This window comes from Rhizobium sp. R693, assembly GCF_002211315.1.
Lineage (GTDB): Bacteria > Pseudomonadota > Alphaproteobacteria > Rhizobiales > Rhizobiaceae > Rhizobium.
This window is the reverse complement of the sequence record NZ_LOKY01000004.1, coordinates 153,044-169,372: the sequence shown is the minus strand read 5'-3', so window position 1 is coordinate 169,372 and position 16,329 is coordinate 153,044. Positions and strand designations below refer to the sequence as shown.

The following is a 16,329-nucleotide window of genomic DNA, read 5'->3' as shown; positions in this document are numbered from 1 at the left end:
AAATGCCTGCGACAGTGATCGTTGACAAAATCGTTGACTGATCCTATTTGTTATACAACAGGAGAAGCTCATCATGCGTAATCCCTTGTGGAACAGCTTCGATATCGTAAAAGAACTCGTCGCAAAAGATGACTTCAAAACAGTTGCCGAAAAAGTTGACTTGGCTCTGAATGCCTCGATGGAAACCGTCGCTGACGTCCTGCCGACCGCGGCGGCTCCGGTGCTAGGCGAAGGTATCAAAGCAGCGACAGGAGCGCTCAGCACGTTGCGAAGCAAGATCCGGGCTGATCGTTTGTCCTCGGATTACGCTGCCGGGCGGTTGGCAGCGGCCTTAGATATAATGGGATATGCAGCGTCAGCCACAGCCGACGAGGACGCGATCAGGAAGGCAAAGCAGCAGCCGTTCGCGCGCATTCTTGATATGCTAGCCGCAAAATCTCTACGCAATACCGAGATCGCCGCCGCACTTGGCCAAGACAAAGGATATATTTCGCGTCTTCTGGACGAATTGCGAGCGATGGAGATGGTCACCAGCCATCGACACGGACGGGACCTTTATAACGCTCTGACGCCTGTTGGCCGGCTGGTTGTCGATGAAGGTGTCGAGACCGCCCGCCGCGCGCCATTGGCGCAGAGCAAGATTGTCAATCTAGGTTTCAGCCTCGACAACCGGCCGACCCCGCCCGATGTCCGCACGGCTGAGCTCCCCAGAATAAGCGCGACTGGTTAACCATGGCAAAGTCACAGGTTACGACCTTCTACTCTTACAAGGGCGGAAGTGGACGCAGCATGACGCTGGCAAATGTCGCCTGGGCACTGGCTTCCAACGATGAAAGAGTGCTTGCGATCGACTGGGATCTGGAAGCGCCAGGATTGCACCGCTATTTTCATCCGTTCCTGAGCGACCCGGATCAGGGCGAAAGCAAGGGCTTGATCGACCGCGTCTGGGACTATATCGAGCAGCTCGGCGCGCAGCCGGATCGCAAGGACAGATTCAAGCTCGCCGACTGCAGCGACATCGTCCAGCCTCTTGATCTGCCATTGAAGGGATCAGGCTGCCTGGACTTTATCGGCGCCGGTCGCCAGGACGAGCAATACAGCCACAAGGTTGGTGGCCTCGACTGGAATGGTTTCTATCAACGCTTCGACGGTGAGGCATTCATCAATGCCATTCTGAAGTGGGCGCGAAACCGCTACACCCATGTATTGATTGACAGTAGAACGGGTGTTGCCGATACAGCCGGTATTTGCACCTCTCAACTCCCAGACGCTCTCGTTCTTTGCCTTGTCTACAACCGTCAAAGTATCGAGGGGACGGCTGCGATCGCGCGTTCGATCAAGGAGGCGCGCAAAAGTCAGAAGAAGCCGTCGCTTAAGATGGAGTTTGTGCCGAGCCGGGTCGAGGAACGCTCGACGGTAGAGGCGGCGCGACGTCACACCGCACAGCGGTTTATCGACCTTATCGAGGGTGGACCACGCAAAGTCGAGCAAAGTCTCCGGCGGGCGGAAGTGCGCAATTATCCGTGGTGCGCTTTTGAAGAAAAGCTTGCGGTATTTGAAGAGTACCCGGATGAAAGAGGGTCGCTCCTCGATGCCATGCACGATCTCGCTCGTCGCGTTACTGGCTCCAGTAAAATCGCCATTCGGCCAGTCGATGCGGACGTCTTATCGTCATACTGGCGCCGCGCGGCATTCGACGACCCCCGACTGTTCGACCTACGAGCCATCAGCGACCAACCGACTTTGGACGCCTGGAGCCGGGTTCAGGTCTGGCTAGATGATGCGGTGGCAAACGATGGCGAAAGACCCGAATGGCTGATGTCGCTCGCCGAGGCGGCAATGAGTTTTGTTCTGCGGCGCGACAACCGTCTTTCGTTGCGAACTGCGGCAACCTTCGCCGAGACAGCGGAGCACCTTGCCCGCCGCGCCTACAACGAGGAACCGACGACCTATGCCACGCGATATGCGCTGATCCTGGACGATATCGCCGGATTGCTGCAGCGCAACGGCGAGTTCGAAAGAGCACTCGGCTTGAGCCTCAATGCAGAGCGCCTATGGCAGGCAGAAAGGTCGCCGATCGCAAAATGGCGTCATGCGCGACTGCTGGACCGTCGAGCCGCCATCCTCGATACATTGGGCCGCTCGGACGAGGTTATCGAGACGTACAATCAGATAGCCGCCATCTATCGAGCAATTGGCAGACGCGGTCTGCCCGTTGGCAACGAGATCGAACCGGCGAGAACCCAGCGGCTCCTCGCCAGCAAGCTTCTCGAAAGAGGTGACGGAGGTGGTGCCGAGCGCGCGATCGTCGCGGCGGTCAAACTTCTTTCGCAAACGACCTCGACCGCCCGCGACAGGGATGTTGGCGAGATTATCGAAATCCTTATTACGCGCCTCAAGGTCGCGATGGAGATCGGGGATGAACCTTTTGAAAAAGTCGCTCGCCAGGTGTTATTGCTCGCCGACCGCCTCCTGCCGGCAGATGGCGGACGGGACCGCATCCATAACGAGCTCTTCCTGTGCCAGTCGGAACTTTACCGGCGTCACGGCCAATTTGACGAAGCGCTTTTCCGCATTGAAAGCACCTCAGCCGATTTCCAGTTGCTCGCGAGAGTAGCGCTCCAAAAAGCAGAGATCCTTCTCGATGCCGGCCGGGAACAAGAGGCGATGGAGACAATGCTAGCGAATATCCGCAGCGGCGCACCGCTGACGGAGCAAGCGCTTGGCCTTTTCCGACGAGCGATCGGAAGCTCGGAGCATGGCGGTTTGTATTTCGATGAGCTGTTGTCAACGTTGACCGAGAGCGACGAACAAGGCGCGTCGACATTCATTCCGGCCATGCGAGCGCTTACCGAAAAGATGCGACACGACGGCACAGACTTCTCGCAGCTCGTCCCCCTGCTGCAGACCTTCATCCGCAAGCCGACGCCATGAAACCGGGACAACTCTTCGCCGAATTGTGGCAAATAGTCGAACCATATGAGGCTGAGGCGACGCTCGCCCCGTGGTCCGGACGACACGCGGGAGAATTTGGTCGACTCGTCGAGCTTTTGGAGGCAGCGTCAACTGCAGACGTTCCAGCCACGGTGATGGACTATCTCGGCCGGCGGCCGGTCGCGTTCCGATGTGAGGTGGACACGCCTCAGGAACGTGCTTTCGTGGTGATGTGCGCGCTCGACCAGGCAGCAATGCGCATCCATCCCTCTATCAAGACGCGGCTCCCTGGTCGCTCATTGGCAGGCGGACAGATGTTGGCGGCGATGCGGGCCGAGCGGACGATGACAGGCGCCTATGCCGAGCTGTCTGACAAAGGCTTCGTCCTTCCCAAAGGCTTGTTGATGCCTGGTAAGGACCGGACAAAGGGCCTGGAACAAAGTGGGGTTGCGCTCGCTCATCAGTTTTCCTTTCTGAGTTTTGTACCTGCCCTGCGGAAAAATTTGAGATTGCGGCCGATGGCGCCGCCGCCAAGTCAAATCTACGTTTCGGACGACGCGGCTCAAAAAGTAGGCCTTGCTCCAATTGCCGAGGATCGTGAGGACCTCGAATTTTCCGTGTCAGCCCGGGGTCATAGAGCGTATCTGGACACGGTTCTGAACGCGGCCGTAACAGACACCCGGATCGAAAACGAAGTCTCGGCCCTTTTGGATAAAGGTGCGGGCCTCGTCGTCTTGCCTGAACTCGTCACCACCAGCTCAGCGGTTGTAGGCCTTGCCGACACACTCCGCCTGGCCGCCCGTACCGGTCACTCGGTGGTGCTGATGGGAAGCGGACCTTCCGAAGAAAGGTCGAAAGAGCTCGACAGGCCGTTCAACGAGGCCGTCGTCATGACGGGTGCCGGGGAAGTTCTGTTTCGCCAACGTAAGCTGAACGCGTTCAATATGGCCGCGCCCCGTATGAAGCAGTGCGTCCTACCCCGTGCAGATGGTCACGACGATGACTCACACATGGAAGACTGCGCCACCGGATACGAATTGGTGCTTTGCGACATCCTCGGACTTGGCCGTGTGATGGTGCTGATCTGCGAAGATCTTGAACAACAGACGCCGGGCGGAGACACTGCGCTGCAGGCCCAACCCGACTGGATCTTGAGCCCGGTCCTGGATGTCGGCCTCGCATTCGGTCGATGGGAATACCGTCGCGCCGTCGAAATCGGCCGCAAGACCGGCTCGCGTGTTGTCGTCAGTTGTTCTGCGACCCTAGAGGTTCGCAGCCTCGGCAAGAAAAACCTCACGGACACCGGACCGGGCGCCGTCCGCACCGGCTTTTGCTTTGATGGATCGGTCGAGATGCGCGCCCTGCACCTTGAAACTGGCGGTCCAGCCTCAGGCCATCATATGCTGGTCGAGTGGAACCCGATAAGCTGGAAAAAACACAAGCTGGTCGAGGAAAACTGAACGGGCTAACGTGACGGCTGCGCTTTGGTATTTCAGCGCGAGCGCCCCACTTACGATGTTCGCCCGGCAACCGGTGCTTTCGCCCGCAGAAGCGACATCAGCGTCGGCCGCCGATTTGGGACGCTTCATTGCGAATTCCCGTCAGCCGATCTGCCGGAATGTGACCGAATAACAAAACTGCGCTTCCGGCGGAATGGAATGCTCCCATTCGCTGCGGGCAGAACCGGACAGTTCATAGGCGGAACCAGGTTTGGCGATAACGGCAGCGCGCTGCCATTTCTCGCCAGCACGGCGCCTTAGTCCGAAGGTGCAGGGCGACAGCAGTGAGATGCCGACCCCTCTGCCGAACACCTTCTTATCCCGGTGCCAGCCGATCGGCGAACCAGGCGCATATACGATGAGGAGAGCCTGCTGCAGTTGCTCCGGCTCAATGCCAGCAAATGCCGCTGCAATGCTGCGCAACGGTAGGAGGATGGCGGGATATCGCCGATACGGTTTACCCGCTGGGGTGTCAAAATCATATTTCCAGCCATAGGAGATGACCCGTCGCCTACCCCCGAGCCATGAAAATCAAATGGCTCCAACGGCAGGAGCGGTATCTCCTGCAGCAGATTCGTCTGCATGGCCGCGGGAACGATTTCGGGCTCGTAGCGAAAACTATCCGGCAGTGTCTAGGGAACGGCACAACCCGTTCTAGAACGAGCCGTCGACATGTTCCACATCCTTCAGTTTCAAGTCCTGGAACGAGGTCGTCGGATTCGCTCGTACCGACGAGGCGCCCATCTGGTCATGTTCGTCAACGGGGTAGAGAAGCGCGGCGAGAAGCAGTTGATGTGCGCGCTGAACCGCACCTCGGATGAGGAAAAAGCCGACCCAGTCATTTCACCGCCCATAAATCTAAGGCTCGCGAGTGAAAGTTAAATCATTAACTTAGGTTCATTGAAACACTTTCGCCATTTTTTTGAAGGCCGCCGGATTTGTCACAACCCCAATACAAAAACAGCCCGATACTTTTCGGTACCGGGCAGGTGGCACTTGACTGTGCGGGGAAACTTGAATTGACGGCCCGGGTCGGCGGGTCATCGGCGCCCGGTATCCCGAGCGCCGTTAGAAGATCAAGCGGCTTCCTGCTTGTAGTCGAAGACGCAGTAGCTCTGGAGCCGCTCCGCATCAACCTCGGCGCCCAACCCCGGATCGGTGCTGACTTCGAGGTGGCCGTTGCGGATTCGAGCTTCTGGCGCGTTCTTCAGAACCTGAACATAACCGTTGGATTCTGGCAGGTAGGGATAGATTTCCAACGGCATTGCGTTTGCGCATGCTGCCCATACCTGGAGCGATGCCGCGGTGCAGAGCGTCGAGGCGCAGTTGTGTGGCGATACGCGCGCGTTGTAGGCTTCCGCCATCGCAGCAATCTGAACAAGCTCGAAGACGCCGCCGCAGTTCCCGACGTCGGGCATAACGACATCGATCGCGCCCGTTTCAAGAAGGTTGCGGAAGCCGTTTCGTGTATAGACGCGTTCACCAGCAGCGATCGGGAACTTGTAGCGTCCCGCAAGGTTCTTCAGTCCGGTAATATTGAAGGCGTCGAGAGGCTCTTCGACCCACATGACATTGAGTTCTTCACATAGGTCGAGAACCCGGAACAGCTGGTCATTATTGATGCCGCCGGAGAGGTCGATCATGAGTTCTGCCTGATCGCCAACCACTTTCTTGAGAAGCTTGATCCGGTCGATTGCCCTCGTTAGCTCTTCTGGCGAAAGCATCCGCCGTTGGACGTGCGTGAGCGTGCGTCCGGGCTGCTGCGTGGCGAAGGGGTAGCTCTTGAGGATCTTGTAGCCATCCTTCAATGGCCGTTCGGCCGCCTTGGCCCACTCTATGGCGTCATTGCAGTGATAGTTCCAGCCGTTGGCATATACCTGGGCCTGGCCAGCAAACTTTCCGCCTAGCAGTTCGTAGACCGGAACGCCCAGTGCTTTACCCTTGATGTCCCAAAGAGCCTGATCGATAGCGCTGACGGCTGCGAAGGCGATGGCGCCGCCGCCCTTCGTCCAGAAGGAGTTGTCATAAATCTCGTGATAAACCTGTCGCGGATAGCGCGGATCTTGGCCGATTACGCGCGGCGAGTAGTCGGCGATGGCACCAGCGGCTGCGCGGGCGCCCAGACCATAGGCTACAGCTGCTTCGCCCCAGCCCGTGACGCCTTCGTCCGTCGTGACTTCAACGAGCACCGGGCGAACACCGCCCGTTGGGATCCGGTATGCCCGGATGTTTGTAACGCGCATGGCTGCACTCCTTCGAAAGGCAAGATTTCGCTCGCCGGACTGCGCACCTTATTGTGCGAATTTCTCCGGCGGAGCGGCAATCACCTGATTGCCAACCGATAGTCGGCCAAACCGCCCAAGGTCGCAAAATCGAAGTTCTGATGACCTTATAAGATTGGCTTATGGGCTTGTGTATCGATGAGGAAATTCCCCTCTATGCGAAGGGAGTCCCGACACCCGCAGTCTGCGCGGAAGCCGTTGGGGCCTGCGAAAGGCGCGCGTGCGGGCTGGATCTATCGCGCGGTGGTCCCGCCATCGACACTGAGCATCGCACCAGTTGCGAAAGTCGCATCGACTGCCACAAACACCGTGAATTTGGCAATTTCCTCCGGCGAGGCGAACCTTTTTAGTGGAACCTGCGAGACAGCTCCCTGGCGTACGTCATCCGTCCCGCCGAACCATTTTAGTTCCGACTCCATCATGGGAGTATCGACCGGGCCGGGGCAGACGGAGTTGACGCGAACAGTAGGCGCCAGTTCAAGCGCCATTGCTTTCGTGAGGCCCGCCAGCCCGGCTTTGGATGCGCAATAGTGCGCATAGCATTCCAATCCCTTGAACGACAGGTCGGACGCGATGGCTACGATGCTTCCACTACATCTCTCTCGCATCCGGAGAGCGCATTCGCGCATGATGTAGAAGGCCCCGTTCAGGTTGACATCAATGTGTTGTCTCCACAGGCTCGGCGTTAGAGCCTCGAGCCTTGCGGGCGTTATGATGCCTGCCGCATGGACCAGATAGTCAACTCCGCCCAACTTATCCCAAGCGCCCCGAACAGCAAGCGTCGCCTCCTCTTCCTTTCCGACGTCGGCGACGAACCCAATGGCCGCGCCGCCAATCTCGGAAGCGACACTATCTAGCGCCGCTTTTCGTCGGCCGATGAGGGCCACACGGGCGCCTCGCGCCGCCAGCGCAGCAGCCGTCGCCCTTCCGATGCCAGACGACGCTCCCGTTACGATCGCGGTCTTTCCCTTCAAATCGGACAAGGAATCCTCCTAATTTCTGCTGTGCAGTCTCAATGCGCGAGTGCTTCGTGATCCCGTAGCAGCTTCCTGATCTGACCGTGGCAGTGGTCTGAAACCTTGGAACGGGGACGGAATTTTGGTCGGAGAAGGTAGTAGTGTGTCGGCGAGACGTCGGATATCGCCCTACCCTCGACGTGAAGCGTGCCGGAGGTAAGCTTCTGCATTGCCGTCCACGTTATGAAGTCGACGACAGCGACGCTACCCGTCGTGGCCGCATAGCAAGCCATCGGAAAATAGCTGGAGAACTCGACACGTGGAGGTCGGAGCTTTTCCCGTATCTCCTTTGCAGCCAGGTTGCCTTCATAGAGAGTGCATATCTGGTGCCCGATCAGGTCTTCCGTCTTCAGCGTTGACCCGCCCGCACTGAGGAGCCCCCTAGGATAGATGGCGAACGCTGGCACCTGGAATGTCTCGGTCTCAAAGAGACGCGAGTCGGTGGGAATTTCCGATGTGCCTTCGTCTGTGACCGCCAGATCGTGGCGCTGGTTGTCCATCTCGGAAACGATCGTCGCCGCCGACCCGGTCATCAGCCGGAATTCCTGATCCCTCGATGCAATTTCCGAAATAGCGGATGGGATCAGATGCATGCCGACGTTGCTGGACGAAATGATTGATATCCGGGGAACAGCGATGGATCCCAGTCGGCCGAAGCGATACCGGATATCGCCAAGCTGCTGCATCACCGAACTCACCTGCTCGAAGAGCACCTGTGCCTCAGCGCGGGGCGTTATGCGTCCCGCGCGCCTGTCGAACAGAACGGTTCCCAGCTGATCCTCAAGCGTCGCAATCGTCATGCTGACGGCAGGCTGTGTCCGACCGAGGTTCGTGGCAGCCTTTGAGATGCTTCCAGTGAGCATCACCTGATAGAACGCCTCGATCTGATGATACTTCATCTAGCCTCCCCACTCGCCAAGTAGGAGATCCCTGCACCGGAAGCGCCGAGAGGATGAGCGGCACAGCGTTCGCCACTGACGTTGAGCGTTGCTTTAGCGAGCGCCACGCGTGCGTCGGCTTCATCACGCTTCATCTGAGCGACAAGTGCTGGAAGGCCGTCGAATTTCAGCTCCGGCCTCAGGTACTTTACGAAGGTGACGGTACAAGTCTGTCCGTATAGGTCTCCCGAATAGCCGAACACATAAGTCTCGAGCAGCGGCAGACCGTCAGCCGTCACTGTCGGGCGCCTGCCGAAGCTCGCGACTCCGTCATGCTCTTGCCCAGCGCCGTCTCTGAACTTCACGGCATAAATCCCGGCGCAAAGCTTGCTGCCGCCAGCCAGTTCCATGTTGGCTGTGGGAAAGCCGAGCGTCCGTCCAAGCTTAGCGCCGTGAACAACCTTTGCTTCAACACAGTAGCGGTAGCCCAGTAGCTCCGAAGCGTGGTCGACGTCTCCCAACGACAGGGCATTCCTCACCTGCTCCGAGGTGATGGCCTCCCCCTCGCTGTCACGGGATGGATCGATGAGCTTTACAAGCGTTCCGGCTCGCTGGGCGTAATCGCGCAGATAAGAAGGCCCGCCCGCCCGTCGGTTGCCAAAGTGAAAGTCGCAGCCGACTACGACCGCACGTGGCTTGGTCGTCGCCCACAGCCATCCGCAGAACTCTTCAGGAGACATACGAGAAACCGAGGCATCGAAGGTGAGAGGGAACGTCCCGGCGGCGCCCAGCTGACGGAAATGCTTTTCCTTCTGCGGGAGAGAGGTGAGCTCGAAAAAGCCTTCCGAGGGCTGCAAGATATGTTTTGGATGCGGTGAGAAGCAGGCGACGTAGTATTCAAGTCGCATGTCGATGGCCAGATCATACGCAGCTTGGAGCAGTGCCTGGTGACCACGATGAACTCCGTCAAAATTCCCCAGCGCGATGACGTTGCCAGCCACCCTGGTCATTGACGACGCGCCGCGTTCAGCGACAATTTCCTTCATGGTCATCAGCCGTTCTCCCAGTATGGCGCCTCGCCAAAAATCTCAGCCAAGTAGTCGATGAAGATGCGGACCTTCACGGGCAGGAACTGCCTGCTGGGATAGACAGCTGCTATGGAGATGTCGCCGGACCCTTCATATTCGGGCAGAACCTGCACAAGCTGGCCGGATCGGATATCGGCACCAACCTCCCAGGTGGATCGAAGGGCAATACCGATTCCAGACAGCACCGCGGCCCTAACCACCTCGCTGGAGTTGGTCGCCAAGCTTGCGCTGGGTCGGTGCATAGCCTTGCCGCTATCGCTCGCCATCCGCCATGGTTCGCCGTTGTGCGTGGGAAGGCAGCAGTGACCATCCAAGTCTTCGAACGCTGCTGGTTCGCCGTTGTTCGCGATGTATTTCGGCGAAGCGCAAAGGATTCGTCTGACTGCCGCCAGCCGCTTAGCGACGAGTGTCGAGTCGGTAAGCTCGCCGATGCGTACGGCCATGTCGAAACCCTCGCCGACAAGATCGCTGAACTCGTCGGTCAGGATCAGGTTGAGTGAGATTGATGGGTATCGATTGAGGAAGGCAGCCATGTGTGGAGCGATGTGCAAACGGCCAAACGATGTGGGCGCTGACACCTTCAATGTGCCCTGCGCGAGGTCGACTTGTCCGGATATGAAGCCCTCGGCCTCCTGCAATCCTTCCAAAACGCTCAAGATTCTCTGATAGAAGCCTAGTCCTGCCTCTGTCATGGAAACTTTTCGGGTGGTCCTCTGGAGCAACCTCGTACCCAAGCGACTTTCAAGACGCATTATTCGCTTCGAGACCACGGCAGGCGAGTAGCCTAATGCGCGCCCAGCGACGGACATGCTGCCCGTCGCTGCAACTTTCGCAAAGATCTCGAGATCCCCAAGATTGGTCATGGCTTGCTCCAGCGCGGATCTATCAGATCGGGTCTGCCTCGATCGCGGCCAGAGCAGAGCGGCCGACCTCGATGTCCTGGTCGCCCGTGCCCGAGCCCACACCGACGGCTCCAGCGAGCTTGCCGCCGAAGCGTATAGGAAGCCCGCCCGGGAGATTGGTAACCCCGCCGTTGGAAGCAATTCCAGCAGCGACAGCGAACTCAGGTGTCATCGATCCTGTCGGGTTTCTAATCGAAGCTGCTGTTCGCGCTTTCGCGCGAGCAGTATGCATGCTGAGGTATTTCGCCCCCGTCCATCCGAAGGCTCACGATAGTTTGGCCGCTCGGATCGACAATGAAGATGCATTGCGGCACCCCCATTTCCTGAGCCTTCTCCACGGCAGCATGCAGTGCCGTAAGCGCTCCGGACTGAGAAAGCACGACGGTTTCATTGTAGGCTTTCGACACGTATCTTCTCCTGGTTTCGGTTAGTATCCGGCCGCGCCGTCCACGCGGTTTCGCAACGGGCGTCCGGCCAAGTCGTGTTCGACGTTCTCTGCAAAGATGGACAGGCAGCGGTCGACGTAACCGTCCGCGTCATCGCACGAGATATGCGGGAAGATCATGAGGTTTGGGACATCCCAAAGAGGACTTGTGGCTGGCAGCGGCTCCGGATCAAATACGTCGAGCGCAGCGCCACTCAGGTGCCCTGCCTCAAGCGCCGCGCAGAGCGCAACGTTGTCGACAACGGGACCGCGCGCGATGTTGAACAGGGATGCCCCGGCCTTCATCGCCGCGATCTGCTCCATGCCGATCAATCCGAACGTCTGCGGCGTTAACGGACAACTGACAACCAGGCAGTCTGCGATGGGGAGCACCGATTGGAGGTCGGCGACCTCAACCATCTCATTCGCGCTTGGATGAGACCTGCCACTCCGGGTGACGCCAACAATCCGCACGCCAAAATGTCGGAGCCTTGAAGCAATCGCGCTGCCCAGCTCTCCAAACCCGAGAACGACGACCGTCTTGCTGGAAATGTTCGTCGAAAGCTGGTTGTCCCAGCGACGCAAGCGTTGGTTCCGAATATGCCGCGGAACGCCCTCGCAGAGCATCATGACGGTCATCGCCCCGAACGCCCCACCCTTCTCGGCATGCACTCCACTGCTGTTGGTCAAGAATGCCCTGTTCGGCAACCAATCCAACGGCATGTATTTTTCGACGCCAGCACTGGTGCAATGCACGAAGCGCAGCGACCGGCCATGTTCCTGGAGGCGTCGCACATCGAAGCCAGAACCAACGAAATAGGACGCCGAACGCAGTACATTCAGATCCGGTTTCTGTTCGGAATGGGCGACGATCTCAGATCGACTGGCATTGGAGCCAAGTGCGCGAGAGACAGCCTCTTTCGAAACGAAATAGGGTGACTCCGGGCTATGCTTGTTCTCGATGTAAACCAGAAAATCCCGCATTTTCATCCTCATGACAGTGACACGAATGGTACCTGCAAGCTGTGTGCCAGTTGCTTGATTGAAAATTTCTGGAAGGGGATTGCCGTTTCGAACCTTCTATGCCTACCCTAAAGGCGTTCGTAAGCCTTGCAGGAGAGATGGCCCCAGGAGGGTCGCGCCGACGGAGCAACCCCCCAGGAAACTCTCAGGCAAAAAGACTGCCGGGTTTGGACAATCTGGAGAGAGACACGGCTCGCCGCGTCCACCGAAGGGGACCTTCAACAAGAAGGAAAAGCTCTCAGGTACAGAGACAGATTGGGGGCAAGGGACTGGCAAGGTCCCGCACCTACTGTTGGAGAGATTATGTCCCATATCGTGGTTTTGGGCGCCGGCATCACCGGCGTAACGACGGCGTATGCCCTTTTGAAACGCGGTCACGATGTGACCGTCATCGAACGACATCGTTATCCGGCGATGGAAACATCCTTCGCGAATGGCGGTCAACTGTCCGCGAGCAACGCAGAGGTCTGGAACAGTTGGTCGACCGTTGTGAAGGGCATGAAGTGGATGCTCAAGAAGGACGCTCCGCTTCTGATGAATCCCTCGCCAAGCTGGCACAAATACTCGTGGATGGGCGAGTTTCTCGGAAGCATTTCCGGTTACGAGGACAACACCATCGCGACCACCAAGCTTGCCATAGAGGCACGCAAGCACATGTTTGCTATGGCTGAGAGCGAAGGCATTGATTTCGATCTCGAAAAGCGCGGAATTCTCCACGTGTACTACGACCGCAAGAGCTTCGATGGAGCGCAGAAGGTCAACGAACTTCTGCAGGCCGGCGGCCTCGACCGACGAGCGGTTTCCCCCACCGAGATCAAGAGTATCGAACCAGCCCTCGTGGGCGATTTCTTCGGTGGTTTCTTCACGCCGTCGGACTCGACTGGCGACATCCATAAGTTCACTCGCGGTCTGGCCGAGGCCTGCCTTCGACGAGGTGCCAAATTCCTGTTTGACGCAGACGTCCAGAACGTAGTCGCGGGCAACCAGGTGACGGTAACGTGGAGGCCTACTGACGAAGCCGATACCGCCGTTCGCTTGCTAAACGCCGACGCGATTGTTGTCTGCGCTGGCGTAGGTAGTCGCAAATTCGCGTCCATGTTAGGTGACCGGATGAACGTCTATCCGGTGAAGGGATACTCGATCACCGTTCACCTCGATGATGCCGAAAGCCAGAACGGTGCACCCTGGGTCAGCCTGCTCGATGACCGCGCCAAGATTGTCACCAGCCGACTGGGGCCCGATCGCTTCAGGGTAGCTGGAACTGCCGAATTCAACGGTATCAATCGCGATATTCGGTCTGATCGTACGAAACCGTTAGTCGACTGGGTGCGGATGCTATTCCCCAGTGCATCGACCTCTCGCGTGGTTCCCTGGGCGGGACTACGGCCGATGATGCCAAACATGATGCCGCAGGTTCGAAAAGGCAATAGGCCTGGCGTGTTCTACAACACAGGTCATGGGCATCTCGGCTGGACGTTGTCGGCCGCCACGGCCGAACTCCTTTCCGGATTAGTGGACGAATACTCCCACGGGCAGCCGAGGAGAGTTGCCTGATCAACTTGGGCCGGAGATCTTGTCCGGCCTTTTTTTTCGTCTCAATCGCGAGTCTCAAATCACTTGAGATTGATGGACTCGAAGATTCTCACAGTTGAGACTAAACAGCGCTACTGAGATTCATCACAACAAGCCTCTAGGCTACTGTTTTTGAAAGAGTTTCCAACTGGCACGCCAGTTGCAATTCTCCTGATGAGGATCGGACAGGCCGATCTCTACAACAGAGGAGACTCTCATGGACCTCGGTCTTTTCATGATGCCGCTTCATGATCAGCGGCGCAATTTCACGGAGCTGCTGAAACAGGATCGCGAAGCCGTCATTCTCGCCGATCGTCTGAATTTCGCTGAAGTCTGGGTCGGCGAGCATATTACCTGCTCGTGCGAACCGATCGCAGATCCGCTCCAGTTTTTTGGTTCGCTGATCCATGCCACGAAGCAGATCAAGTTCGCCACGGGGGTTCTCAACCTTCCTCAGCACCATCCTGCCCGCCTCGCTGGTCAGATCGCACAGTTCGATCATCTTTCCGAAGGCCGCTTCATCATGGGCGTCGGCCCGGGCGGTCTCGTCACGGACATGGAACTGTTCGGCACCAGCGAAAAGAACCGTGCGGAGATGACGACCGAGTCCATCCGCATCATGCATGAGATCTGGTCCAGCAGCCCGCCCTACAACATCAAGGGCAAGTACTGGGATGTGGTCGTCGAGAAGACCCTGATCCCGAGCCTCGGCTTCGGCCCGATGCTGAAGCCTTATCAGCAGCCATTCCCGGAACTCGCAATCTCCGTCATGAGCCCGTCTTCGAGTAGCGCGCGCCAGGCTGGCGAAAACGGCTGGAGCATCGTGTCGGCGAACTTCACGCCGCTTGCGAACGTCAAGACGCACTGGGAACAGTATGCCGTCGGTTGCGAAAAAGCTGGTCGCCGTCCGGATCGCAACAAGTGGCGCATCGCGCGGTCGATCCTTGTCACGGACTCGGATCAGGAATCAGCTGATTACCTCGCGGACGAGACCTCGTCGTACAACTGGTACTACGAGTACATTGTCGAAGACATGAAGGCCTTCAAGCTGCTCGGCGTTCTGAAGCCATCCATGAACACCCTCGACAGCGACATCACGGTCAAGAATTGCCTCGACTGGATGGTGATGTCCGGCTCGCCGAAGACGGTCCTCGACAAGCTCGCGACATTCGTTGACGAGGTCGGTGGTCCTTTTGGTTCCCTCATGATGACGCAGAAGGATTGGGACCGCCCTGCTCTGCACAAGCGTTCGATGGAGCTTCTGGCGACCGAAGTCATGCCCAAGCTGCGCCAGCACGTTTCCACCCTTCAGGCAGCCGAATAATCAACCGTATCTGATATTGTCACGCGGGACGTCCCGCGTGACCAAAAGCAATAAAAATCGTCAAAGACGGGAATTGATCGCAAACTCAAATTAACTGGGAGCATTGCAATGAGTTCAAATTCTAAAGACCTCTCGAACGTTCCGGCAGCACGCACTGCCGATATCCTTCGCGACTTCGCGATGGACCGTCGCCATTTTATGTTCGGCACGGCTGCGATTGCAGCCGGCGCGACGCTCGGTGCTTGGGTGCCGTCCGCGGAGGCCGTGGTCGGTGGCAATCTCGAAGTAATGGCCTGGGAAGGCTACACGCTCGAGCAGGAGACGGCCGGGTGGCGGAAGGAAAATAACCTGACAATGCGTGCGGCCATCATGAGCAATCAGGATGACGTTACCGCAAAGATCGTCGGCAGCAATGCCGTCCGTCTCGACCTTGCCGAATACTCCAACGGCTACAACGCGATCTACAACGATCTGAAGGTCCTGACGGAACTGGATGTGTCCAAGATCCCCAACTACAACAAGGACGATATCTACCCGCCCTTCTATCAGGGAGAGATGTGGTTCTGGGACGGCAAGCAATGGGCGATGCCGTGGGTCTGGGGACTTGATACCATCGTCGTCAATCCGGAGATGATCAGCTTCGAGGTCAAGAGCTACGAAGACCTTCTTCGCCCTGAGTTCAAGGGCAAGCTCGCATTCCTCGACAATCCGCTCACCGTCTGGCCGCAGATCGCGAAGGTCACTGGGTACGGCGACAAATTCCCGAACCTCACGACCGACGAACTCAAGGATTGTTTCGTCAAGCTCCAACCCTACCGCGATCAGACCAAGGTGTTTGCATCGTCCAACGGCGACGTGATCTCCCTTTTCGCAAACGGTGAGATCGCGGCTTGCTTCTGCGTCTGGTCCGCTGTTCCTCTGGAAACAGCCAAACAGAACGTGAAGACAGTCTCGATCTACCCGAAGGAAGGCGGCGCGGTATGGGCCGACGCCTGGTTCATTCCTAAGACCGCCGAGAATATCGAATCGGCCCACGCGTTCATCAACGAAGCTCTGAAGCCGGATATCCAGGCTTCGATCTCCAAGACCGCGGTAGCGGCGGCCGTTTCGAAGAAGGCGCCTGCGCTCATGGACGCGCAGACCAAGGCTCTCTTCGACTACGACAACTTCGATGAGCAGTTCAAACGGCTCAAGATCTATGGCCAGCCTCCTCGCACCTCGGACAAGTACGCGACCTACGACGATTGGCTCCAGATCTGGTCGGATTTCCGAGCGGGCTTCTAAGCCAAGGCCAGCAGGCGTTATCAGCGTCAAACGCCTGCTGGCAGCCTTCGCGAGCGGTTGCATCAACCGCCGAACGTGCCATTGATTAAGAGACAGGACGAAC

Annotated in this window: 12 protein-coding genes, 2 pseudogenes and 2 riboswitches; of the genes and pseudogenes, 6 read left to right on the top strand and 8 right to left on the bottom strand. The window is 58.0% G+C overall.

The genetic code is table 11. From position 1 onward, the window contains the following. Positions 1-85: 85 nt before the first annotated feature. From ATY79_RS06085 to ATY79_RS06075, 3 genes are all read left to right on the top strand, one after another. Positions 86-730 (top strand): helix-turn-helix domain-containing protein, encoded by a 645-nt coding sequence (locus ATY79_RS06085; protein WP_189637967.1) that lies wholly within the window; start codon positions 86-88, stop codon positions 728-730. 2 nt (positions 731-732) lie between these two features. After that, positions 733-2,934 (top strand): hypothetical protein, encoded by a 2,202-nt coding sequence (locus ATY79_RS06080; protein WP_088703308.1) that lies wholly within the window; start codon positions 733-735, stop codon positions 2,932-2,934. Positions 2,935-3,089: 155 nt separating this feature from the next. Continuing rightward, positions 3,090-4,394, top strand: coding sequence for a hypothetical protein (locus ATY79_RS06075; RefSeq protein ID WP_088703307.1), 1,305 nt, complete (start codon positions 3,090-3,092; stop codon positions 4,392-4,394). Between the two features lie 141 nt (positions 4,395-4,535). Here the strand turns inward: ATY79_RS06075 and ATY79_RS06070 are convergent. From ATY79_RS06070 to ATY79_RS06030, 8 genes and pseudogenes are all read right to left on the bottom strand, one after another. Continuing rightward, a pseudogene (locus ATY79_RS06070) lies at positions 4,536-5,062 on the bottom strand (alpha-ketoglutarate-dependent dioxygenase AlkB). Positions 5,063-5,509: 447 nt separating this feature from the next. Continuing rightward, positions 5,510-6,676: a mandelate racemase/muconate lactonizing enzyme family protein gene (locus tag ATY79_RS06060; protein ID WP_088703305.1), complete on the bottom strand. Its 1,167-nt coding sequence runs from the start codon at positions 6,674-6,676 to the stop codon at positions 5,510-5,512. A gap of 272 nt (positions 6,677-6,948) precedes the next feature. Continuing rightward, positions 6,949-7,698, bottom strand: a complete 750-nt coding sequence (locus ATY79_RS06055; protein ID WP_088703304.1) for an SDR family NAD(P)-dependent oxidoreductase — start codon at positions 7,696-7,698, stop codon at positions 6,949-6,951. A 29-nt stretch (positions 7,699-7,727) separates the two neighbouring features. Further along, positions 7,728-8,630, bottom strand: a complete 903-nt coding sequence (locus tag ATY79_RS06050) for a LysR family transcriptional regulator (protein ID WP_088703303.1) — start codon at positions 8,628-8,630, stop codon at positions 7,728-7,730. Next, complete coding sequence (locus ATY79_RS06045) at positions 8,627-9,661, bottom strand: bifunctional riboflavin kinase/FAD synthetase (RefSeq protein WP_245312323.1); 1,035 nt, start codon at positions 9,659-9,661, stop codon at positions 8,627-8,629. The genes ATY79_RS06050 and ATY79_RS06045 overlap by 4 nt, the downstream gene beginning before the upstream one ends. Beyond that, positions 9,661-10,560, bottom strand: a complete 900-nt coding sequence (locus ATY79_RS06040) for a LysR family transcriptional regulator (protein WP_088703302.1) — start codon at positions 10,558-10,560, stop codon at positions 9,661-9,663. The genes ATY79_RS06045 and ATY79_RS06040 overlap by 1 nt, the downstream gene beginning before the upstream one ends. Positions 10,561-10,582: 22 nt before the next feature. Beyond that, positions 10,583-11,006 (bottom strand): annotated as a pseudogene (locus tag ATY79_RS06035) (heme-binding protein). 20 nt (positions 11,007-11,026) lie between these two features. Continuing rightward, a complete protein-coding gene (locus ATY79_RS06030; RefSeq protein ID WP_088703301.1) occupies positions 11,027-12,007 on the bottom strand; it encodes a D-2-hydroxyacid dehydrogenase in 981 nt (326 codons plus the stop codon). 119 nt (positions 12,008-12,126) lie between these two features. Then, positions 12,127-12,217, top strand: a riboswitch (glycine riboswitch). A gap of 1 nt (position 12,218) precedes the next feature. Further along, positions 12,219-12,304, top strand: a riboswitch (glycine riboswitch). On the opposite strand from ATY79_RS06030, the gene ATY79_RS06025 reads away from it, so the two are divergent. From ATY79_RS06025 to ATY79_RS06015, 3 genes are all read left to right on the top strand, one after another. Then, positions 12,302-13,600 (top strand): D-amino acid dehydrogenase, encoded by a 1,299-nt coding sequence (locus tag ATY79_RS06025; protein WP_348627562.1) that lies wholly within the window; start codon positions 12,302-12,304, stop codon positions 13,598-13,600. Its footprint overlaps the riboswitch before it by 3 nt. Positions 13,601-13,835: 235 nt before the next feature. Next, positions 13,836-14,942 carry an LLM class flavin-dependent oxidoreductase gene (locus tag ATY79_RS06020; RefSeq protein WP_088703299.1) on the top strand — a complete coding sequence of 369 codons (1,107 nt, stop codon included), beginning with the start codon at positions 13,836-13,838 and terminating at the stop codon, positions 14,940-14,942. 108 nt (positions 14,943-15,050) lie between these two features. Beyond that, a complete protein-coding gene (locus ATY79_RS06015) occupies positions 15,051-16,226 on the top strand; it encodes an ABC transporter substrate-binding protein (protein ID WP_088703298.1) in 1,176 nt (391 codons plus the stop codon). Positions 16,227-16,329: the final 103 nt, after the last annotated feature.